The sequence below is a fragment of the Stagnihabitans sp. genome (assembly GCF_964946895.1).
The window spans coordinates 39,050-60,319 of record NZ_CBBQHX010000018.1 but is presented as its reverse complement, the minus strand read 5'-3'; the positions used below and the strand labels follow the sequence as shown (position 1 = coordinate 60,319).

17 protein-coding genes are annotated in these 21,270 nt (G+C 64.1%); 10 read left to right on the top strand and 7 right to left on the bottom strand.

Translation table 11 applies throughout. The annotated features are described in order from the left end of the window. Positions 1 to 14: 14 nt before the first annotated feature. Genes AC1Y2B_RS13200 through AC1Y2B_RS13190 form a run of 3 tightly spaced genes read right to left on the bottom strand, consistent with a single transcriptional unit; the run spans position 15 to position 2,199 of the window. Complete coding sequence (locus tag AC1Y2B_RS13200) at positions 15 to 536, bottom strand: CinA family protein (RefSeq protein ID WP_482253560.1); 522 nt, start codon at positions 534 to 536, stop codon at positions 15 to 17. Beyond that, complete coding sequence (locus AC1Y2B_RS13195) at positions 533 to 1,054, bottom strand: phosphatidylglycerophosphatase A family protein (RefSeq protein WP_482253559.1); 522 nt, start codon at positions 1,052 to 1,054, stop codon at positions 533 to 535. The genes AC1Y2B_RS13200 and AC1Y2B_RS13195 overlap by 4 nt, the downstream gene beginning before the upstream one ends. Continuing rightward, complete coding sequence (locus AC1Y2B_RS13190; RefSeq protein ID WP_482253558.1) at positions 1,051 to 2,199, bottom strand: bifunctional 2-C-methyl-D-erythritol 4-phosphate cytidylyltransferase/2-C-methyl-D-erythritol 2,4-cyclodiphosphate synthase; 1,149 nt, start codon at positions 2,197 to 2,199, stop codon at positions 1,051 to 1,053. Before AC1Y2B_RS13190 ends, AC1Y2B_RS13195 begins: the two co-directional genes overlap by 4 nt. A 334-nt stretch (positions 2,200 to 2,533) precedes the next feature. On the opposite strand from AC1Y2B_RS13190, the gene dusB reads away from it, so the two are divergent. The 7 genes from dusB (at position 2,534) to hflX (ending at position 11,414) form a co-directional block, all read left to right on the top strand. Then, the gene (gene dusB / locus AC1Y2B_RS13185; protein ID WP_482253557.1) at positions 2,534 to 3,526 is read left to right on the top strand and encodes a tRNA dihydrouridine synthase DusB; all 993 of its coding nucleotides are present in this window, start codon (positions 2,534 to 2,536) and stop codon (positions 3,524 to 3,526) included. After that, a complete protein-coding gene (locus AC1Y2B_RS13180; protein WP_482253556.1) occupies positions 3,523 to 4,608 on the top strand; it encodes a two-component system sensor histidine kinase NtrB in 1,086 nt (361 codons plus the stop codon). The genes dusB and AC1Y2B_RS13180 overlap by 4 nt, the downstream gene beginning before the upstream one ends. 1 nt (position 4,609) lies before the next feature. After that, the gene (locus tag AC1Y2B_RS13175; protein WP_482253555.1) at positions 4,610 to 5,980 is read left to right on the top strand and encodes a response regulator; all 1,371 of its coding nucleotides are present in this window, start codon (positions 4,610 to 4,612) and stop codon (positions 5,978 to 5,980) included. Positions 5,981 to 6,140: 160 nt separating this feature from the next. Next, positions 6,141 to 8,336 carry a sensor histidine kinase NtrY-like gene (locus AC1Y2B_RS13170; RefSeq protein WP_482253554.1) on the top strand — a complete coding sequence of 732 codons (2,196 nt, stop codon included), beginning with the start codon at positions 6,141 to 6,143 and terminating at the stop codon, positions 8,334 to 8,336. Continuing rightward, a complete protein-coding gene (gene ntrX / locus AC1Y2B_RS13165) occupies positions 8,333 to 9,727 on the top strand; it encodes a nitrogen assimilation response regulator NtrX (RefSeq protein WP_482253553.1) in 1,395 nt (464 codons plus the stop codon). The genes AC1Y2B_RS13170 and ntrX overlap by 4 nt, the downstream gene beginning before the upstream one ends. Positions 9,728 to 9,846: 119 nt before the next feature. Further along, positions 9,847 to 10,080: an RNA chaperone Hfq gene (gene hfq / locus AC1Y2B_RS13160; RefSeq protein WP_478002439.1), complete on the top strand. Its 234-nt coding sequence runs from the start codon at positions 9,847 to 9,849 to the stop codon at positions 10,078 to 10,080. Positions 10,081 to 10,190: 110 nt separating this feature from the next. Further along, positions 10,191 to 11,414, top strand: coding sequence for a GTPase HflX (gene hflX / locus AC1Y2B_RS13155; RefSeq protein WP_482253586.1), 1,224 nt, complete (start codon positions 10,191 to 10,193; stop codon positions 11,412 to 11,414). Positions 11,415 to 11,417: 3 nt separating this feature from the next. Here the strand turns inward: hflX and AC1Y2B_RS13150 are convergent, their stop codons facing one another. Both AC1Y2B_RS13150 and AC1Y2B_RS13145 read right to left on the bottom strand, forming a co-directional pair. After that, positions 11,418 to 11,939 carry a GNAT family N-acetyltransferase gene (locus tag AC1Y2B_RS13150; RefSeq protein ID WP_482253552.1) on the bottom strand — a complete coding sequence of 174 codons (522 nt, stop codon included), beginning with the start codon at positions 11,937 to 11,939 and terminating at the stop codon, positions 11,418 to 11,420. Continuing rightward, complete coding sequence (locus AC1Y2B_RS13145; protein WP_482253551.1) at positions 11,936 to 14,401, bottom strand: penicillin acylase family protein; 2,466 nt, start codon at positions 14,399 to 14,401, stop codon at positions 11,936 to 11,938. The genes AC1Y2B_RS13150 and AC1Y2B_RS13145 overlap by 4 nt, the downstream gene beginning before the upstream one ends. Positions 14,402 to 14,483: 82 nt before the next feature. Between AC1Y2B_RS13145 and AC1Y2B_RS13140 the strand changes: the two genes are divergently transcribed. Then, positions 14,484 to 15,347: an NAD(P)-dependent oxidoreductase gene (locus AC1Y2B_RS13140; protein WP_482253550.1), complete on the top strand. Its 864-nt coding sequence runs from the start codon at positions 14,484 to 14,486 to the stop codon at positions 15,345 to 15,347. 78 nt (positions 15,348 to 15,425) lie between these two features. Here the strand turns inward: AC1Y2B_RS13140 and AC1Y2B_RS13135 are convergent, their stop codons facing one another. After that, complete coding sequence (locus AC1Y2B_RS13135; protein ID WP_482253549.1) at positions 15,426 to 15,995, bottom strand: lipid-binding SYLF domain-containing protein; 570 nt, start codon at positions 15,993 to 15,995, stop codon at positions 15,426 to 15,428. A 175-nt stretch (positions 15,996 to 16,170) separates the two neighbouring features. Next, on the bottom strand, positions 16,171 to 17,178 hold the full coding sequence (hemB, locus tag AC1Y2B_RS13130; RefSeq protein ID WP_482253548.1) for a porphobilinogen synthase: 1,008 nt from the start codon (positions 17,176 to 17,178) through the stop codon (positions 16,171 to 16,173). Positions 17,179 to 17,262: 84 nt separating this feature from the next. Here hemB and AC1Y2B_RS13125 point away from each other — a divergent pair, with 84 nt between their 5' ends. Further along, positions 17,263 to 17,787, top strand: a complete 525-nt coding sequence (locus tag AC1Y2B_RS13125; RefSeq protein WP_482253547.1) for a component of SufBCD complex — start codon at positions 17,263 to 17,265, stop codon at positions 17,785 to 17,787. A gap of 3 nt (positions 17,788 to 17,790) precedes the next feature. Then, complete coding sequence (mfd, locus tag AC1Y2B_RS13120; RefSeq protein WP_482253546.1) at positions 17,791 to 21,234, top strand: transcription-repair coupling factor; 3,444 nt, start codon at positions 17,791 to 17,793, stop codon at positions 21,232 to 21,234. The last annotated feature ends 36 nt before the right edge of the window (positions 21,235 to 21,270 follow it).

Below are 21,270 nucleotides of genomic sequence, written 5' to 3'. Positions count from 1 at the left end.
CGGCGTCTTTGCCATCAGCCAAGCACCACGGACAGGGCCAGAAGGTCCAGCGCGTGGTCGCGCGCCGCAGCCCGCACCTGTGCCCGGCCCAGGGCACCGAACTCCACCGTTTCGACGCGGGTCAACTGGTTCTTGCGCGCCAGACCGAAGCAGACCCGGCCCTCGGGCTTGAAATCCGACCCGCCCGGACCGGCAATGCCGGTGATCGACACGGCCAGCGTGGCCGCCGAATGCGCCAACGCGCCCTCGGCCATCTCGCTGGCCACCTCTTCCGACACAGCACCGTAATGCTCCAGCGTCTTGCGGCTGACCCCCAGCATCTCGACCTTGGCCGCGTTGGAATAGGTGACAAAACCGCGATCGAAGACGTCCGACGATCCCGCGACATCGGTCAGCGCTACAGCGACCATGCCGCCCGTGCAGCTTTCGGCGGTGGCGATCTTCAGACCCCAGTAGCGCGCCGCCTTCAGGATCTCGGCAGGCGTGGTCCGGTCCAAGGATGGTGCGGCAGAGGGCAGGGGCGTCTGTGGGCTCATCCATGCCTCATCAGGATCAGGGGAATGTGATAGGCGGCGGCCAGGACCACCGTGGCGATCCCTGCGAACAGCCCGGCCCAAAGGTCATCCAGCATGACCCCCGCCGCATCGCCCCGGGCATCGGCGCGGCCGATCACCCAAGGTTTCCAGATGTCGAAGAGCCGGAACAGCACAAAGGGAAACACCCAGGCCGGCCACGGCAACCATCCGCCATTCGCCGCGAAAGCGGCCTGAGCGGCGGGGGCGAAGGCGAAGCCGGCGGCGGGAAACAGCAGCGTCAGCCATTGCCCGGCCACCTCGTCAATCACCACCTCCGAAGGATCCTCGCCGGGCATAAGTTCCGCAGCGCAGGCCCAAAAGCCCAAAGCCGTGATCCCGGCCGTCGCTATCACCAGACCGGGAAACCCTGCATAGTGCAGGATCAGCATGCCCAGTATCAGCGCCACCAAAGAGCCCCATGTCCCCGGAGCCGGCCGAAGCCGTCCTGCGCCAAAGAAGATCACCAGAAGCCGCGTCATTGCGCCACCAGCACAGCCGTTGCCATGGCGGCAATGCCTTCCTCGCGCCCGGTGAAGCCCAGCTTCTCCGAGGTTGTGGCCTTCACACTGACCCGGCCCACCGCAATGCCCATGATCTCGGCCAAAGCCTGCCGCATGGACAGCGCATGCGGCCCAACCTTGGGCCGCTCGCAGATCAGCGTGACATCCGCGCTGGTGATGGTGAAGCCGCGCAGGCGGGCCAGATCGGCAGCGTGCTGCAGGAAGATCCGGCTCGCCGCCCCCTTCCATTGCGGGTCCGAGGGCGGGAAATGCTGGCCGATATCGCCCTCGGCCAACGCGCCATAGATGGCGTCGGTCAGGGCGTGCATCCCCACATCGGCGTCCGAATGGCCCAAAAGCGCCTTGCCATGCGGCACCTTGACCCCGCACAGCCAGACGCCATCGCCCGCGCAAAAGGCATGCACGTCAAAGCCATTCCCCATCCGCACATCCATCCGCTTCCCCTTTTCCGCCTGCAAGGCCGTTTCTGCCAGACTCTTCTCTGCCCGGGCAAAGTCGCCCGGAAAGGTGACCTTCAGATTGGCTTCCTCGCCCTCGACCATCACCACGTCAAGTCCTGCGGCCCGCGCCACCTCGACATCATCGGCCGCCTCGCCGCCATAGGCCCGGTGCGCGGCCAGAATGGCCTCGAACTGAAATCCCTGCGGCGTCTGCGCCCGAAAAAGGCCGGTTCGGTCGCGGGTGCCGGTCACCAGACCGCCAGCGCCGGTCCACAAGGCATCGGTCACCGCCAGCGCCGGGGCCGCCCCCGCCGCCGTTGCCAGTGCCGCGATCACACGCCCGATCACTGTGGACGAAATCAGTGGCCGCGCTCCGTCATGGATCAGCACGCGGGCCACACCCTGTCCCGCCAGCGCCTCCAGCGCCGCCCGGACCGAGGCTGCCCGGCTTGCCCCGCCATGCACCACCAGCGCATCGCCTGCCACCTCCGCCGCCCGCGCCGCGTCGTCGGGATGGATGACCAGCACCCGCCGCAGCCCGGCAAAGGCCGCCAAAGCATGCGCCACCACCGGCTTCCCGGCGAGCGGCTGCCATTGCTTGGGGATATCCCCCCCGGCTCGGGTGCCGCGCCCTGCGGCCACGATAATTGCGGCTGTCGTCATGTCACCTGCCCTTTGCACAAATCTGTAAAGGATCTGGCCGCAAGATGGAATCCTTAGCGCCGCTTCTTTCCCTGCGCCCGCCCCAAATAACCCGCAGCGGGGCGACGCGCGACGCGAAACCCGCCCGTGCAGGCATTCTGCGGCGAACGACTGTCCTGCGGATGGGCTGCGGGGACGCCAAGTCCGCTCGGCGGGGTCCGCCAAGCGCCCTGCCTGCCGCTAAACCGCCGACTGCGGCTATTATTCGCCCAAAATATAGGCAATGCCCTAATTTCAGGCAAAGTTATGCCCGCAAACCTTTGTGATTCCATCCCTCTCGCCCTAGCTACAACCCATGCCTCATGGAGCCGCCGTGCACACCAACCCGCTCGCCTTGACCCCGCCCGTGATCCTCGCCCCGATGGCGGGTATCACAGACCTGCCATGGCGCCGCATTGTCGCGGGATTCGGGGCCGGGTTGGTGGTGTCGGAGATGGTGGCCTGCGAAGAGGTGATGCGCGCCCATCCCGAAATGCGGGCCCGCGCCGAATTGGGTTTCACCGAGGCCCACACCGCCGTCCAGCTTGTGGGGCGTGAGGCGCACTGGATGGCCGAGGCCGCGCGCTTTGTCGAAGGGCAGGGGGCACGGGTCATCGACATCAACATGGGCTGCCCAACCAAGCGCGTCACCACCGGTGCCTGCGGCTCGGCCCTTCTGCGCGATCTCGACCACGCCCTGCGCTTGATCGAGGCGGTTTTGGGTGCGGTCAAGGTGCCCGTCACCCTGAAAACCCGGCTCGGCTGGGATGACGCCGCGCTGAACGCGCCCGAACTGGCGATCCGCGCCGAAGCGGCAGGCATCCGGATGATCACCATCCACGGCCGCACCCGGTGCCAGCTGTACAAGGGCCGCGCCAACTGGGCGGCCATCCGCGCCGTCAAGGACGCGGTGAAGATCCCGGTCATTGCCAATGGCGACATCATCGACCCCGGCACGGCGCGCGCAGCGCTTGCCGCCTCGGGCGCCGATGGCGTGATGATCGGACGTGGGGCGCAAGGCGCGCCGTGGAGGCTGGCCGAAATCGCCCATGCCTTGCATGGCACCCCCGCGCCGCTGGTGCCGCAGGGCGCGGCATTGGCGGCCCTGATCGCCAGCCATTACGAGGCGATGCTGTCCTTCTACGGCATATCCCTCGGTGCCCGCTGTGCCCGCAAGCATCTGGGCTGGTACCTGGAACAGGCCGGCCTGTCCGACCACCGCGAGAGTTTGCTGGTCACCGAAAGCCCGGCGCAGGTCCTGCATCTGATCGACCGCATCTTCACCCAAAGTGAAAGGCGGGCCGCATGAGCACGTCACCGCCGTTTGACGCCATCTGGGCCTCGCTGCCGATGCCCGCGCTGCTGATCGACGGACGCGACCGCATCGTGGCCGTCAACCCAGCGGCCGAGACCTTTCTGAACGCCTCGTCCAAGTCCTTGTTCCACCAAAATCTTCTCGACAAGATGCGCGTCGATGTGCCGCTGTTGGATTCGCTGGTCCGCGCCCGCGCCAATCAGGCCGATGTGAATATCAACGATGTCACGGTATCGACCTATGACCGCGTCTCGCAGCACTGCCTGTTCCAGATTGCCCCGGTGCAGGACGATGCCGACCAGTTGTTGTTGCTGATCAGCCCCCGCGTCATGGCCGAACGCATCGGTCGCGCCCGCAACGCCACCTCTGCCGCCAAGTCTGCCATCGGCATGGCGGAAATGCTGGCGCATGAGATCAAGAACCCGCTCGCCGGCATTTCCGGGGCCGCCCAGCTTTTGTCGATGAACCTCTCGGAAGAAGACCGTGAGATGACCGACCTGATCGTCGAAGAAACCCGTCGGATCGTGAAGCTCTTGGAACAGGTCGAACAGTTCGGCAACCTGCGCCCGCCCGAGGCGCGCGCCGTCAACATCCATGACGCGCTGGACCGCGCCCGCCGCTCGGCCCAGATGGGCTATGCCAGCCACATGATGATCGTCGAGGATTACGACCCCTCGTTGCCCGCGACCTGGGCCGATTCAGACCAGTTGATGCAGGTCTTCCTCAACCTGATCAAGAACGCGACAGAGGCGGCCCGCGACAACCGGGGCACCATCCGCCTGCGCACCTTCTACGATCTGTCGCTGCGCCTGCGCCGCAAGGATGGCAGCCAGGCCCGGCTGCCGCTGCAGATCGAAATCATCGACGATGGCCCGGGCATTCCGCCCGACATCGCCTCGGACATCTTCGAGCCCTTTGTGTCGGGCCGCGAAAACGGCACGGGCCTTGGGCTGGCGCTGGTGTCAAAAATCATCACCGACCACGGCGGTCTGATTGGCGTGGAATCGGTGCCGGGGCGCACCGTCTTCCGCATTTCGCTGCCCGTGGCCCCGAAAGACAAAGTGAAGGAGAGCTGAGATGGATGGCACTGTACTGGTCGCAGACGACGACCGCACGATCCGCACGGTGCTGACGCAGGCATTGACCCGGGCAGGCTGCAAGGTCCACGCGACCTCCAGCCTGATGACGCTGATGCGTTGGGTGGAAGAGGGCAAGGGCGACCTTGTGATCTCGGATGTCATCATGCCAGACGGCAATGGGCTTGAGGCTTTGCCCCGCATCTCTCGCATCCGCCCCGGCCTGCCGGTGATCGTGATTTCCGCGCAAAACACCATCATGACCGCCATTCAGGCGGCCGAGGCCGAGGCGTTTGACTACCTGCCCAAACCCTTCGACCTGCCCGACCTGATGAAACGCTCGGCCCGCGCGCTGGACCAGAAGCGGCGCGCTGCGGCGGCGGTCGTGAACCCGCCAAGAGAACCCGGCGACGATCTGCCGCTTGTCGGTCGCACCGCTGCCATGCAGTCGCTTTACCGCCTTGTCGCCAAGGTGATGAACACCGACCTGCCCGTGCTGATCACCGGCGAATCGGGCACCGGAAAAAGCCTGATCGCCCGCGCCATCCATGACTTTTCCGATCGACGCAGCCAGCCCTTCGTGGTGGCGCAGGCGGCGGATCTGGGCGGTGTCGATGGCATCGCCAGCCTTGTTGCCAAAGCCAAGGGCGGCACGCTGCTGATCGACGAAGTGGCTGATTTCGACGAAGACGGTCAGGCCCGTCTGGTCCGCATGCTGGATGTGGCCGACGACCACGCCCCCCGCGTTCTGGCCACCAGCCAAGCCGACCTCGCCCAGAAGGTCGAGGAAGGCCGCCTGCGCAAGGATCTGTTCTACCGCCTTGGCGGCGTGTCGTTCAACGTGCCGCCCCTGCGCGAGCGGGTCGAGGATATCAACCTTTTGGCCGACCATTTCATGTCACGGGGCGAGCGGGAATTGGGCACCCTGCGTCGTCTGACCCCGGAAGCGCGCGCCATTCTGCGCGCCTTCCCGTGGCCCGGCAATGTCCGCCAGCTGGAAAATGTGCTGAAACGCCTGTTGGTAACCTCGTCCGAGCCGGACATCTCGGCCCGCGAGCTGGAAGGCGCGCTTGGTGGCCCGCAAGCGGCCGAACCCGCCCGCGCGGGTGCAGTGGAGAATGAAAAACTCTCCGCCTCGGTCGCCCGCCACCTCAAGCGCTATTTCGACCTGCACAACGGTCAGCTGCCACCCAATGGTGTCTACGACCGCATCCTGCGCGAAGTGGAATTGCCCCTGATCGAGATTGCCCTTGATGCGACAGCAGGCAATCAAGCCAAATGTGCCGATCTTTTGGGGATCAACCGCAATACCTTGCGTAAGAAGATCACAGACCTCGATATCCGCGTGACACGCCGCCGCAAGCTGATGTAATAAAGCAACAGCAGAGTGTCATGGGTGCCGCGTCACCCGAAAGACACCACATGTGGCGGGCAGGACGCAGGTCCGGCCCAGACAGGGACGGATTTTGAGACGAGGGACCGGCATTTCCTATTGGGCGTCCCGTCTGTCGCGGTTGCGGCGGCAGCGGCAGATGCAAACCGCCCTGACCTTGGGGCTGGTGTTTCTGGGGCCTGTGCTGGCCGTGGCGACTTTTCTGGCCTTGGGGCCGCTGAACCTGAACGCCACCTCGCAGGGGCTGCGGCTGATCCTTCTGGCCGATCTGGTCTATGTTCTGGCGCTGGTGGCTTTGGTCCTGCGCCGCATCATGCAGATGGTGGCCGACCGCCGCAGCCAATCGGCCGGGTCGCGCCTGCACCTGCGGTTGACCGGCGTTTTTGCCATCGTGGCGCTGATCCCGACCATTCTGGTCGCGGTGTTTGGCGTGCTGACCGTCAACATCGGGCTGGAGGGCTGGTTTTCCGACCGTGTCCGGTCCGTGATCGGCGCCTCGCTGGAAGCCGCCCAAGCCTATGACGCCGAGCAAAGCACGACCCTGACCCAGGACGTGCAGGCGCTGGCCAATTTCCTGACCCAAGCCAAGGCCGGCAACCTCTTGATCGACGACGGCGCCATCCGCCCGATCCTGGCCGAAGGGCAGGCCGGCATCCAGCGCGGCCTGAAAGAAGTCTACATGATCTCTGCCACCGGCGAGCTGAAGACCCGGGGCGAGAAAAGCTATCTGTTCGGTTATGAAAGACCCAGCGCCGCCCAGATCGTGCAGGCCGAAAGTGGGCAGGTGGTGCTGATCGAGGATTGGCCCAATTCCGAACTGCGGGCCTTGGTCAACCTGCCGGCCTTTCCTGACCGCCTGCTGTATGTCTCGCGCAGGGTCGATGGCAAGATCCTGGGTCTTCTGGATCAAACCCAGCAGACCGCCGCCCTGTACCAGCAACTGGAACGCGAGCGGGGCACGGTTCTGTTCAATTTCGGCGTCCTGTATCTGGTGTTTGCCGTGATCCTGATCATCGCCGCGATCTGGGGAGGTCTGTGGTTTGCCGAACGATTGGCCCGTCCGGTGGGGCGCCTTGCCGGGGCTGCGCAACGGGTTGGCGCAGGCGATCTGGATGTGCAGGTGGCCGAGGAAGAAAGCGATGACGAAATCGCCATGCTCGGGCGGCTGTTCAACCAGATGACCCGGCAGTTGAAGGGCCAGCGCGAGGCGTTGCTGGAAAGTCATGACCAGACCGAGGGACGCCGCCGCCTGTTTGACAGCGTTCTGTCCAATGTCACGGCCGGGGTGATCGGGTTGGACGCCGCAGGCCATATGGATTTCGTCAACCGCGCCGGCATGCGCATGCTGGATCTGGCTGCCGAACCGTCAGCGACCCTGACACTTTCGCAGGTGGTTCCAGAATTCTCTAACCTTTTCGAACGCTTGCAGACCGATGCTGGGGCTGCGCTGCAAGACGAGGTGCGCATCTCGCGCCGTGGCAAGCTGGAAAGCCTGCTCGTCCGGATGAGCGAGCGGCGCGGCGAGGATGGCGGGGTCGAGGGCTTTGTGGTGGCCTTCGACGATGTGACCGAACTTGTGTCCGCCCAACGGATGGCCGCCTGGGGCGATGTGGCGCGGCGGATCGCGCATGAGATCAAGAACCCGCTGACGCCCATCCAGCTGTCTGCCGAACGCATCCGCCGAAAATACCGCACGCAGGTGCAAGACCCCGAAGAGCTGGAGCAGCTTGCCGACGTTATCATTCGGCAAACCAATGACTTGCGGCGCATTGTTGATGAATTCTCGAAATTCGCCCGCATGCCCGAACCGGATCGGCGCGAGACGGACCTCAAGGCCTTGGTCAAGGCCGCCGTGATGCTGCAAGAAAACGGCCAGCCCGGGGTGACCTTCCACTCCACATTGCCCGAAGCCGCCGACATGATCGAACTGGATGGCACGATGATCGGGCAAGCCTTGACAAACCTGATCAAGAACGCCGGGGAAGCCATTGAAGAAAAACGGGAAAAGACGCCCGGAATGGTGCCCGAAATCCGCGTCTCGCTGCAGGCCTATGACACGCATTCCATCATTCGCATCGCCGACAACGGCACCGGCCTGCCGCCGGACCGTTCCAGGCTGTTCGAACCCTACGTGACAACGCGCGAAAAGGGCACCGGCCTTGGCCTGCCCATCGTCAAGAAGATCATTGAAGAACATGGCGGAACGCTGATCCTGACCGACGCGCCCGTCTTTGCCGGAAACGACCACGCCGGAGCCTTGGCAGAGATCCGTCTGCCCCGCGCCACCCGTGCCAAATCCGTCGCCGGTCGCAGCCAAGCCCAGGGGGGAACATGACCAACATTCTCATCGTCGACGACGAGAAGGACATCCGCGAACTGATCGGCGATATTCTGAAGGACGAAGGCTATGCCATTCGTCTTGCAGGAAATTCCGACGACTGCATGGAGGCGATCAACGCCGAATTACCCAGCCTGATGATCCTGGATATCTGGCTGAAGGACAGCCGGATGGATGGCATCGACATCCTGAAAACCGTCAAGCGCGACAACCCCGATGTGCCGGTGGTGATCATCTCGGGCCACGGCAACATTGAAATCGCCGTCGCGGCCATCAAGCAAGGCGCCTACGACTTCATCGAAAAGCCCTTCAACATCGACCAATTGATGGTCGTCGTCTCGCGCGCGATGGAAACCTCGCGCCTGCGTCGGGAAAATGCCGAACTGCGGCGGCGCGACATGACGTCATCCGACATGCTTGGATCAAGCCCGGCCTTCAAGGGCTTGAAATCACAGCTGGAAAAGGTCACCAAGTCCAACGGCCGCGTGATGCTGTCGGGCCCCGCAGGCTCGGGCAAGGAACTTGCCGCCCGGTTCATCCATACCAATTCCAACCGCGCTTCTGCGCCCTTCGTCTCGGTCTCTTCTGCCACGATCGAACCCGAACGGATGGAAGAAGTCCTGTTCGGGCGTGAAACGGCGGAACGCGGCGTGGAAAAGGGCCTTTTGGAACAGGCGCATGGCGGCATCGTCTATTTCGACGAAGTGGCCGACATGCCCTTGGGAACCCAGTCGAAAATCCTGCGCGTCTTGACCGAACAGCAGTTCACCCGCAGTGGCGGGGCCGACAAGGTGCGCGTGGATCTACGGGTCATCTCTTCGACCTCGCGCGATCTGCGCACCGAAATCGCCCAGGGGCGCTTCCGGCAGGAACTTTATGACCGTCTCAATGTCGTGCCAATTCAGGTGCCCAGCCTTGAAGAACGCCGCGAGGACATCCCCGAACTGACCAAGCATTTCATCGAGATGTTCCACCGCAGCCAAGGCCTGCCGCAGCGCGTGTTGTCGCCCGAGGCCGAGGCCATGCTGCAAACCATGGCGTGGCCCGGCAACGTCCGCCAATTGCGCAACGTGATCGAACGCGTGCTGATCCTGGGCGACAGCGGCGGCCCGGTGGAGCCGCGTGAACTGCCGGGACCGGAGCCTGTGGGCGATTCGGGCCAGCGCATGGTCTTGGGCGGGGCGATGGCGACCCTGCCGCTGCGCGAGGCGCGCGAAGTGTTCGAGCGTGAATATCTGCTCACCCAGATCAATCGCTTTGGCGGAAACATCTCCAGAACTGCCGGTTTCGTGGGCATGGAACGCTCTGCCCTACATCGTAAGCTGAAGTCACTCGGGGTTGTATCCTCGGGCAAGGGCAACAGCGGCGAAGGCGACGACGAGGAGTGAATTAACCACTGGAAACTGCCGAAACCTGCCGCCATACTCAACTTTGAGGCTGGCGCGACGGCCTTGGGACATAACCAGAAGAACGACGCCCTCGAAAGACAAGAAAAAAGGCTAGAAAAATGGCTGCCGACAAGCAGAATTTACAAGACGCGTTTCTGAACCATGTCCGCAAGGCCAAGGTTCCCGTCACGATATTTCTGATCAATGGGGTCAAGCTGCAAGGCGTGATCACGTGGTTTGACAACTTCTGCGTGCTTCTGCGCCGCGATGGCCAAAGCCAACTGGTCTACAAGCACGCGATTTCGACCATCATGCCGGGTGGCCCGATCAACCTTTACGAAGGCGAAGAGTGACCCCCGAGACAGAGGGCGCCCCGGACGAGGCTCTGCCAGAGCCCCGCGCGCCGCGCACGCCGCACAGCACCGCCACGGCGGCGACGCGGTCCTACGTGCTGCATCCGGACATGAAGACCAGCCGCAAGCGCCGCCTGCCCGAACACGGGCTGGCCGAGGCGGTGTCGCTGGCCGCCGCACTGCCGGGGCTGGAGGTTGTCGGGTCTGACATCGTGCGCCTGTCCAAGATCGCCCCCGGGCTGCTGTTCGGCGTGGGCAAGGTCGAAGAGCTGAAGTCCCGCTTCAAGGAGCTTGACGTGGCCTTGGTGCTGATCGATGGCACCGTGGGTCCGGTCCAGCAGCGCAATCTGGAAAAGGAATGGGGCGTCAAGGTGCTGGATCGCACCGGCCTGATCCTTGAGATTTTTGCCGACCGCGCCCGCACCCGTGAAGGCGTGCTGCAGGTCGAACTGGCGGCACTGTCCTATCAGCGCAGCCGTCTGGTCCGTGCCTGGACCCACCTTGAACGCCAGCGCGGCGGCTTTGGCTTTGTTGGCGGCCCCGGCGAAACCCAGATCGAAACCGACCGCCGCGCCATTGATGACGAAGTCATCAAGCTGAAGCGCCAGTTGGACCAAGTGGTGAAAACCCGAGAGCTGCACCGGGCCGCGCGCCGCAAGGTGCCGTTCCCGATCGTGGCACTTGTGGGCTATACCAACGCCGGAAAATCCACCCTGTTCAACCGGATGACCGGGGCGGATGTCCTGGCCAAGGACATGCTGTTTGCCACGCTGGATCCGACCATGCGCGGTGTCACGCTGCCCTCGGGCCGCAAGTGCATCGTGTCGGACACCGTGGGCTTCATCTCGGACCTGCCGACGCAACTGGTCGCGGCCTTTCGTGCCACGTTGGAAGAGGTGCTGGAGGCGGACCTGATCTGCCATGTCCGCGATATCTCGCATCCGGAAAGTGCGGAACAGGCGGCCGATGTGGCCGATATCCTGACCTCGTTGGGCGTCAAGGCCGACACGCCACAGATCGAGGTGTGGAACAAGCTGGACCTCGTCCCGGTCGAAGCCCGCGCCTCGCTCGACCTCAGTCAGACCAGCCGTGCCAATGTCTTCGCCATCTCGGCGCTGACGGGCGAAGGCTTGCCTGCCCTGTTCGACGCCATCTCTGCCGCGTTCGATGAGGCAAAGACCGAAGTGGACCTGACGTTGTCCTTCGCACAAGGACGCCAGCACGCCTGGCTGCACGCCGAGGATGTGGTGGTCAGCGAAGGCCAGACGGACGAAGGGTGGCAGCTGCACATCCGCTGGACACCGCGTCAGGAAGCCCGCTTCAAGGCGATCTGACCTTTAGCGATCCGCAGCCCGCCAAACCGCACGCGGCAGCGCCAGATAGACGCTGTCGCACCACTCTTGCCCCCATTGCATGGTGCGCTCGGCCCGGTGGGTTTCGCGAAAGCCCAGTCGGCCGAGGATGCCAAGGCTGGCGGCATTGCGGGGATCGGCCTCGGCGGTCAGGTCCGGCATCGGGTGGGTCTGAAACAGGTGCCCGATCACAGCCGTCAGCGCCTCTTGCATCAGGCCCTGACCCCAGTGGTCTGGGTGCAGGATGAAGCCCACCTCGGGCAGCCGCCAGGCCCCGGCCTTGCCGATTACCTTGCCCTGATATTCGATCACATAGTCGTCTGAGGTTTCCGGTGCGGCCGCGATCATGTCCGCCAGCCAATCCTGCGTCTCATTCAGCGTCGCATGGGCGGGGTGGGTCCAGTACCGCATCGCCTCGGGCCTTGTGAAGATGGCGTGCAGGTCGGCCAGATCCTGCGACCGTGCGCGGCGCAGGATCAGGCGCGGGGTCACGATCCGCCCGGTCATTTTGCCGGCACAAGATGGGTGATCCCCACCGCGCCCGCCCGGGCCAGTTCCGGGTCCAGCGTCATCGGAATATACTCGCCGCGCCGCCACAGTTCCGACAGGTCGTCATAATGGCGCGACAGCGGATGGCCGCTTTCCCCGGTGGCGATGATGAAGACCGAGCTTTCGGGATCGGCAAAATCATAGACCCCGCGATAGCCGCCGCCATGAACGTTCTGGTAAGGGTTCGGCCCCCTGCCACTGGTCTCGCCCCGCATCAGGGTGTTGTCGCCACCGCTGGTGCTTTGCCGGATGTTGACGAAATAATGCAGGATCGGCACATCGCCCAGCACCGGATGGTCATGCGTCGCTTCATGCGCATCGCCCCAGCGCCAGCTTTCGATCTTCGGGCCATATTTCTCTGACAGTTTCAGCAAGGCATCGTCCAGCGCGATCTTGGCAATGTCGGCGCAGCTTTCCACCGCCGCCGACTGCACGATGTCGCACCAGACCGAGGCGCCATCGACGTTGCGATAGACCCGGTCGATGAAATCGGGGTTCACATGGGTGATCGCATCGGCCAAAGGCCCGATTTCATCCCGCGTCAGATGGTCTTGCAAAGACCGCAGCCAAGCTTCTGCGATCAATGGTTCGGGCAGGTGTTCGTTCTCTTCGCCGTTCCACTTGGCCAGCAACGCCAGCGCGTCCTGCCGCATGCGGTCCGGCGTCCCGGCCGGTGCGGCCTCGCCAGTGAACCACAGGTCCTTGCCGATCAGTGGCAGTAGGTTGCGCAGGGTGGGCGAGACGGTGTCCAGCTGCGCCTCGATGAAGCTGTCGCGGGTGTGGACTTCGCGGGTTTTCATCAAGGTCAGCCAGCGTTGGATGCGCTGGGTATCCCCCCAGTCGAACGAGACATTCTCGGGGTAGGGCTTGTCAGTGATCTTGTTGTTGGTGTTGCCCACCAGGCCCGAGGGCGGGTTCAGCACGCTGGGGTTTTCGGAATAGGGGAAGTAGCCTTCCCAGCGGTTCTGACCCTCCCAGCCCGGGACGGGCATCCTGCCCTGCGTGCTGTTGGCCACGTCGCGCTTGGGCATGCGTCCGATCATCTGCAGGGCGATGTTCTTGTCATCGACGACCATCAGGTTCTGCGAGGGCGCTTGGAACCCCGCCGCCGCCGTGATCGCCTCGGACACCGAATGCGCCCGCATCAGGGCCATGGCGGCGGTCATCGAGGTATCGGCCCCATCCAGTGCGGTCCATTCCAGCGCTGGCACCGCACCCGCCGGGGTCACGGTGTTCAGGTCGTAATGGGTGCCGGGCAGGATCGGCCCGGATTCGGACCAGCGCTGGGTGATTGTCACCGGGGCCGCGTCCTTGACCGTGATGATCGTCCGGCGCGTGGTGAAATCCTTAGGGCCTGACGGGGTCAGATATTGTTCCGGATTGGCCGGGTTGACCTTCTCCATTACCACGTCCTGATCGTCGAGGTAGCTGGAGGTCAGACCCCAGCCCAGCTTTTCCGACCGCCCCAACAGGACCAAAGGCATGCCCGGAATGGTGGCTCCGATCACGTCGCCCGATTGCAGATGCAGCCGCGCCAGATACCAGATCGAGGGGGCGGTGAAATCCAGATGGGGGTCGTTGGCCAGCAGCGATCCGCCCGCCGCCGACCGGCTGGGCGCCGCAGCCCAGGCGTTCGAGGCCCCGGCCAGCGCGGCCGAAGGGAAGGGCGACAGGGGCTGATCCAGCTCTGCCATCCGGTGCGGAATGCCCGGCACCACGCCCGGCATCAGTTCGGAATACTGCGGCAGGGCCGCAACCGCCGCCCCGTCGTCATCGGGCAGGATATCCTTCAGCCGGGCCGGAGAGACGGTCATCGACATTTCCGCCCGCAGCACCTCGGAATCCAGATGCGAGGACAGTTGCAAGGCCATCAGCTTGATGATGGCAATCGAATCCGCCGGGGCCCAGGCGTCAATGGAACTGGAGAACAGGAAGAACTCTGGTGCGCCGCGGCCCAAGGCGCCCTTGTTGACCTGATCGATCCAGGCGTTGACCCCATCGGCATAGGCCTGCAGCGCCGCCTTGGTGTAATCGTCCTGCGCGGGCACCGAGGACAGGGCGAGGGTGTATAGATCCAGCCGCCGCATCAGTTCGTCGGTCTTCAGCGTCTTGGGGCCGAAAATCTCGGACAGGCGGCCCTGCACGGTGCGGCGCAGCAGCGTCATCTGCCAAAGCCGGTCCTGCGCATGGGCAAAGCCCAGCGCGTAATAGGCGTCGTTGTCGGTGGCGGCGAAGATATGGGGCACATCGGAATTGTTGCGCACGATCTCGACCGGGGCCGAGATTCCGGCGACGTTCCAGGTGGCGTTGTAATCTGGCAGCGACCGCGACAGGAAGTAATAGCAGACCGACAAGGCCAGCACGGCAAGGACAATCAGGGCCACGAACGCGCGCAGCGTCCAGCGGAAGGCGGTCAGCATCTTGCGGGGCATCCTTGACGGCGGAAACGAGATGCTCCTCTAGTCTATCTGGACATGAGGCACAATTGGCGAGGCTGTAACGATGGCGAAACTGGCATTTCTGGGCTTGGGCGTGATGGGCTTTCCGATGGCCGGCCATTTGGCGGCCAAGGGGCACGCGGTGACGGTCTACAACCGCTCTCCGGCCAAGGCTGCGGCTTGGGTTGCCAAATACGGGCACCAAAGCGCCGCAACTCCGGCGCTGGCCGCACAGGGGGCCGAGTTCGTCATGGCCTGTGTCGGCAATGATGACGATCTGCGCGCGGTCTGCCTTGGGCCGGACGGCGCTTTCGCGGGGATGGCCGCTGGGACGGTGTTTGTCGACCACACCACGGTTTCGGCGGAAGTGACGCGGGAACTGGGCGCCGTGGCCGCAGGGCAGGGCAAGGGCTTTGTCGATGCGCCCCTGTCTGGCGGGCAGGCGGGGGCCGAGAATGGCGTCTTGTCGATCATGTGCGGCGGCACGGAAGACCACTACGCCCGGGCCGAGCCGGTGATGCAGGTCTATGCCCGCATCTGCCGCCGTCTGGGCGGGCCGGGCTCGGGGCAACTGGCCAAGATGATGAACCAAATCTGCATCGCGGGTCTGGTGCAGGGTCTGGCCGAGGCCTTGGCCTTTGGCGAGAAAGCCGGGCTTGATGGGGCCGCGGTGGTCGAGGTGATCAGCCAAGGCGCTGCGGGCAGTTGGCAGATGGTCAACCGCCACAAGACCATGCTGGCCGACACGTTCGATTTCGGCTTTGCGGTGGACTGGATGCGCAAGGACCTTGGAATCTGCCTTGCCACTGCCAACCAGATCGGCGCCAGCCTGCCGGTCACGGCGCTGGTCGATCAGTTCTACAAGGATGTACAGCGGATGGGCGGCAACCGCAACGACACCTCCAGCCTGATCCGGCGGCTCAGGTAGGCAGGACGGGCCATTGGCCCAAGGCTGCGGCCAAGATGGGCCATCGACCCATCTTGGCCTTTTGCCACACTTGCGGGCTTAGGGAATGATCCGGCTGTATTTCACGCCTTGCAGCGTGGCCCCGGCGATCAGGCCCTGCTGACCGAAGATCAGCGCCACCACGGGATCCAGCTCTGTCGTATCCTTGCCGATCGAGGCACCCTGTTCGGGGGTGGCATATTCCACACCCGCGCCCGCCGCCCAGCCATTGCTGCTGCGGAAGTTCTGCAACGAGTCCTCGGTCAGAAAGAAGATCGCATGGGCATATTGCTGCGCGCCGATCTGGAAACCGAACGAGGCGGAGGTGGCCGAATAGTAATCCACCGTCACATCGTTGATCCGCAGCGCGCCCCGCCCGTACGACCCGCCGACGCCAAAGCCCACTTCGGTCACCAAAGGCATGTAAAGCACGCCCTTGGCGGTCTGCGCCAGATGCTCGGTCCCCGGGTAGCGCGAGAACAGGTAGTTCCGCGTCGCATCGACCCGCGCGTCAATCTTCTGCGCGGCATTGGATCCGACACCATTGCCCATGATGCCGCCGCCTTCACAGGCCGCCAGCCCCAAAGCCGACGCGCCAAACACCACGAAATTCCGCCGGGAGATCGCCATTCTCTTCGCCTCGCTGCTCGTTGCCGGGCTCTGTGGCCCTTTTGTGTCAATATAACAGGTGGATGACGTTGCGCCAAGCATAAGCGGCGGCAGAAGCAATCCCCCGCCGATGCCGTCCTTGGCCAGCCTGCGCCTCTGGCGGGGATATTTGGACAAGTCTGAAAGGGGTGAAGGGTCAGGCCTTGCCCGCGCGGATCGCCTGCGCCGCCTCGATGGCGAAATAGGTCAGCACGCCGTCACATCCGGCGCGGCGGAAGGCCATCAGGCTTTCCAGCATCGCCTTCTCGCCGTCGATCCAGCCGTTCAGCGCGGCGCCCTTGATCATCGCGTATTCGCCTGACACCTGGTAGGCATAGGTGGGCGCACCGAACGTGTCCTTCACCCGGCGGCAGATGTCGAGGTAAGGCATGCCCGGTTTGACCATCACCATATCCGCACCCTGCATCAGGTCGCGTTCGACAAGGCGCAGCGCCTCGTCCGAGTTGGCGGGGTTCATCTGGTAGGTCTTCTTGTCGCCCTTCAGGGCACCCGAAGCGCCCACGGCATCGCGGAAGGGGCCGTAGAAGGCCGAGGCGTATTTGGCGGCATAGGACAGGATCGCCACGTTCTGATGGCCTGCCGCCTCCAGCGCCTGACGCATGGCACCGATGCGGCCGTCCATCATGTCAGACGGGCCGAGGATGTCGGCGCCGCTGTCGGCTTGCGCCAGCGCCATCTTCACCAGGCATTCGACCGTCTCATCATTCAGGATGATCCCGTCGCGCACCAGCCCGTCATGGCCGTTGGCGTTGTAGGGATCCAGCGCCACATCCGTCATCACGGCAATCTCGGGCACGGCGGCCTTGAGGGCGCGGATGGCGCGGTTGGTCAGGTTGTCAGGGTTCCAGGCCTCTTCGCAGCCGGTCGTCTTCACCTCGGGGCGCGTATAGGGGAAAAGGCAGATCGCGGGGATGCCAAGGCCTGCCGCCTCTTCCGCCGCCTTCACCACCAGATCGATCGAGCGGCGCACCACGCCCGGCATCGAGGCGATGGGTTGCGTCACACCTTCCCCGTCACACAGGAACACCGGCCAGATCAGGTCGTTCACCGACAGGGTGTTTTCTTGCGCCAGTGCCCGCAACGGGGCGGAGGACCGCAGGCGGCGGAAGCGGGCAGCGGGGTGGGGGGCAGAAATCGGACGCATATTGGCCTCTGAAACGGCTTGCAGCTTTGCGTCTTGCCTGACATGGAATAGCCCGAGTCTCAAGGCCTGTGAGGGGACGCCGCGTTGACCTTGTACAAGACATTCGTTGCCCTGATCGACCTCAGATCCTTTTCGAACCTGTGGTACTGGATCGCGCTTGGCGTGATCTGGTCCAGCGCCAGTCATTGGGTGCTGGGCGTGCCCTATGACATGGTCCAGCGGGCGCGGCGCGAAGGCGGGCAGGCCGCGCAGGATCTGGAGACCATGGTGCGGATCAACACAAGCCGGATGCTGTATTTCTCGCGCAACAAGGGGCCATGGCTGGTGGGCGTCGTGGCGTTTCTGGTGACCTCATTGGCGCTGATGGGTTTTGTCTATCACTCGGAGTTTGCTCAGGCCGTGCTGTTCCTGTTCGTGCCGCTCTGCGGGTTGGGCTATCTGTCGCTGCATGCCGCCATCAAGATCGAGGCGGGCGAGGCGCAGGGCGACAGGCTGTATCACCGCCTGTTCTGGCACCGCACCACGGTGCAGCTGCTGGGCATGGTGTCGATCTTCGTCACCTCGCTTTACGGAATGTATGTCAATGTCCAATTCGTGACCGGGCAATAACCCATGGCAGATCGCATCCTGCTGGGCGGCGCGCCCGAGGGCTATGATGCCCGCCTGCTGGCCAAGGAACTGGCGCGCGGCCAGACCGTGATCCACATCGCCCGCGATGATCGCCGGATGGAGGCGATGAAGGTGGCGCTTGCTGTCATGTCGCCGGGGGCCGTGGTGCTGGAGTTTCCAGCCTGGGACTGCCTGCCCTATGACCGCGTCTCGCCCAACCCCGAAATCGGGGCGCGGCGGATGTCGACTTTGGCGGCTTTGGCGTCCGGCCTGTCGGCACCTTTCGTCCTGCTGACCACGCTGAACGCCGCCACCCAGCGCATCCCGGCGCGGGCCGTGCTGGAGACGGCAAGCTTTGCCGCCAAGGTCGGCGATCGGGTGGACGAGGCGCGGCTGAAGCGTTTTCTGGCCAACATGGGCTTCACCCCGGTTTCCACCGTGGCCGAACCCGGCGACTACGCCTTGCGTGGCGGCATCGTCGACATTTTCCCGCCCGGTCGTGGCGGCCCGGTCCGGCTGGACTTCTTCGGCGACCAACTGGACGGCATCCGCCGCTTTGACCCCGCCACCCAACGCACGACCCAAAAGCTGTCCTCCGTCGAATTCGCCCCGATGTCCGAGGTTCTGCTGGACGAGTCCGCCATCGCCCGCTTCCGCCAGAACTACCGGGTCGAATTTGGCGCCGGCGGCTCGGAAGATCCGCTGTACGAGGCGGTCACGGCAGGCCGCAAGCATCAGGGCATGGAACACTGGCTGCCCTTCTTCCATGACCGGCTGGAGACGATCTTCGACTATTTGCCGAAAGCTTCGGTCCTGCTGGATGATCAGGTGACCGCAGCGCGGCTGTCGCGGTGGGAGGGCATCGAAGACCAATACGATTCCCGGCACGAGGCGATGACGGCCAAGGGCCGGCTCGACACGGTCTACAAGCCCGTCGCCCCCGGTTTGCTGTATCTTGATGATGCCGCCTGGGACGCGGCCCTGGCCGCGCACCGTGTGGTGCAACTGTCACCCTTGAGCCAAGCGCCGGGGCCGGGTGTGCTGGATGCGCAAGGCCGCATCGGGCGCAGCTTCGCCCCGGAGCGCCAACAGGAAAACGTCAGCCTTTTCGGGGCCTTGGCCGATCATATTCGCAAGTCACTGCAAGAGACACAGGTGGTGATTGCCTCCTACTCTGATGGGGCGCGTGAAAGGCTGAAGGGCCTGTTGCAGGATGAGAAGATCAAATCAATCCACGACATCAAGGACTTCCGCGAGGTTCCTGAGGGCAGGGGTCAACTGTTCCTGATGATCTGGGGACTGGAGGCGGGGTTTGTTGCACCCGGCCTGACGGTCATTTCGGAACAGGATGTGCTCGGCGAACGCATGGTCGGCAAGGTGCGCAAGAAGCGCAAGGCCGACAATTTCCTGCGCGAGGTCGATACCCTGACCCCCGGCGATCTGGTGGTCCATGTCGAACATGGCGTTGGCCGCTATCTGGGGCTGGAAACCATCACGGCCCTGGGCGCGCCGCATGCCTGCGTCGCCTTGGAATACGCTGAAAACGCCAAACTCTATCTGCCGGTCGAGAACATCGAACTCCTGTCCCGCTATGGTCACGAAGAGGGCCTGCTCGACAAGCTCGGCGGTGGCGCCTGGCAGGCCAAGAAGGCCAAGCTGAAGGAACGCATCCGCGAGATCGCCGACCGTCTGATGCGGGTGGCCGCCGAACGCGCCCTGCGTCACGCCCCCATTCTGGAAGCGCCGCATTCGATCTGGGAAGCCTTTGCCGCCCGTTTCCCCTATCAGGAAACCGACGACCAGCTGGCCGCGATTGCCGATGTGGTGGCCGATCTGGAAAAAGGCTCGCCGATGGACCGCCTGATCGTGGGCGACGTGGGCTTTGGCAAGACCGAAGTTGCCATGCGCGCGGCCTTTGTCGCGGCCCTGTCCGGCCAACAGGTCGCGGTGATCTGCCCGACCACGCTTCTGGCGCGCCAGCACTACCGCAGCTTTGCCGAACGGTTCCGCGGCTTCAACATCACCGTCAAACCGCTGAGCCGCTTCGTCTCGACCAAGGACGCCAACGCCACCCGCGCCGGCATGGCCGATGGCTCGGTCGATATCGTGGTGGGCACCCATGCGCTTCTGGCCAAGGGCGTCAGCTTCAAACACCTCGGCCTGATGGTGATCGACGAAGAGCAGCACTTCGGCGTCTCCCACAAGGAACGGCTCAAGGAAATGCGGTCCGAGGTTCACGTCCTGACCCTGACCGCCACGCCGATCCCGCGCACCCTGCAACTCAGCCTCACCGGCGTGCGCGACCTCTCCATCATCGCCACCCCCCCGGTCGACCGCCTGTCGATCCGCACCTATGTCAGCGAGTTCGACAGCATCACCATCCGCGAGGCGCTGCTGCGCGAACACTACCGCGGCGGTCAAAGCTTCTACGTTGTCCCCCGCATCTCGGACCTGCACGAGATCGAGGACTTCCTGAAGAGCCACGTTCCCGAAGTCACCTTCTGCATCGCGCATGGCCAGTTGGCCGCAGGCGAGCTTGATGACCGGATGAACCAGTTCTACGACGGCAAATATGATGTGCTGCTGGCGACCACGATCGTGGAAAGCGGTCTGGACATTCCCACCGCCAACACGATGATCGTCCACCGCGCCGACATGTTCGGCCTCAGCCAGCTTTACCAGATCCGGGGCCGCGTCGGCCGCTCCAAGACCCGCGCCTACGCTTACCTGACCACCAAACCCCGCGCGCCTCTGACCCCGCAAGCCACCAAACGCCTGCGCCTTCTGGGCAGCTTGGATAACCTCGGCGCTGGCTTCAACCTCGCCTCCCATGACCTGGACCTGCGTGGTGCTGGCAACCTTCTGGGCGAGGAACAGTCCGGCCACGTCAAGGAAGTGGGCTACGAGCTTTACCAGCAGATGCTGGAAGAAACGATCGCCAAGATCAAATCCGGCGAGCTGCAGGGCCTGTCCAAACTCGACGATTCGTGGTCGCCCCAGATCAACCTCGGCGTGCCGGTGATGATCCCCGAGGAATACATCCCCGACCTCGACATCCGCCTCGGCCTCTACCGCCGCCTCTCCAGCCTCGCCACCAAAGTCGAACTGGAAGGCTTCGCGGCCGAACTGATCGACCGCTTCGGCCCGGTGCCGAAAGAGGTCAACACCCTCATGGTCATCGTCCGCATCAAGGCGCTCTGCAAAAAGGCCGGGATTTCGCGGCTGGACGTCGGCCCGAAAGGCGCCAACGTGCAGTTCCACAACGACAAATTCGCCAACCCCGTGGGTCTGGTCGAGTTTATGAAAGCCCAAGGCCCCGCCGCCCGCATCCAGGGCAACAAGATCGTCCTGATGGGTGAAATGAAGGCCGAGAGCGACCGCATCAAAGCGGCCTTCGCCATCGCCCGCGAACTGGCCGAGAAGATCGTCAAACCCGGCAAGACCTGACCCTCTTTCCCGTCGCCTTCTCCAAATATCCCACGG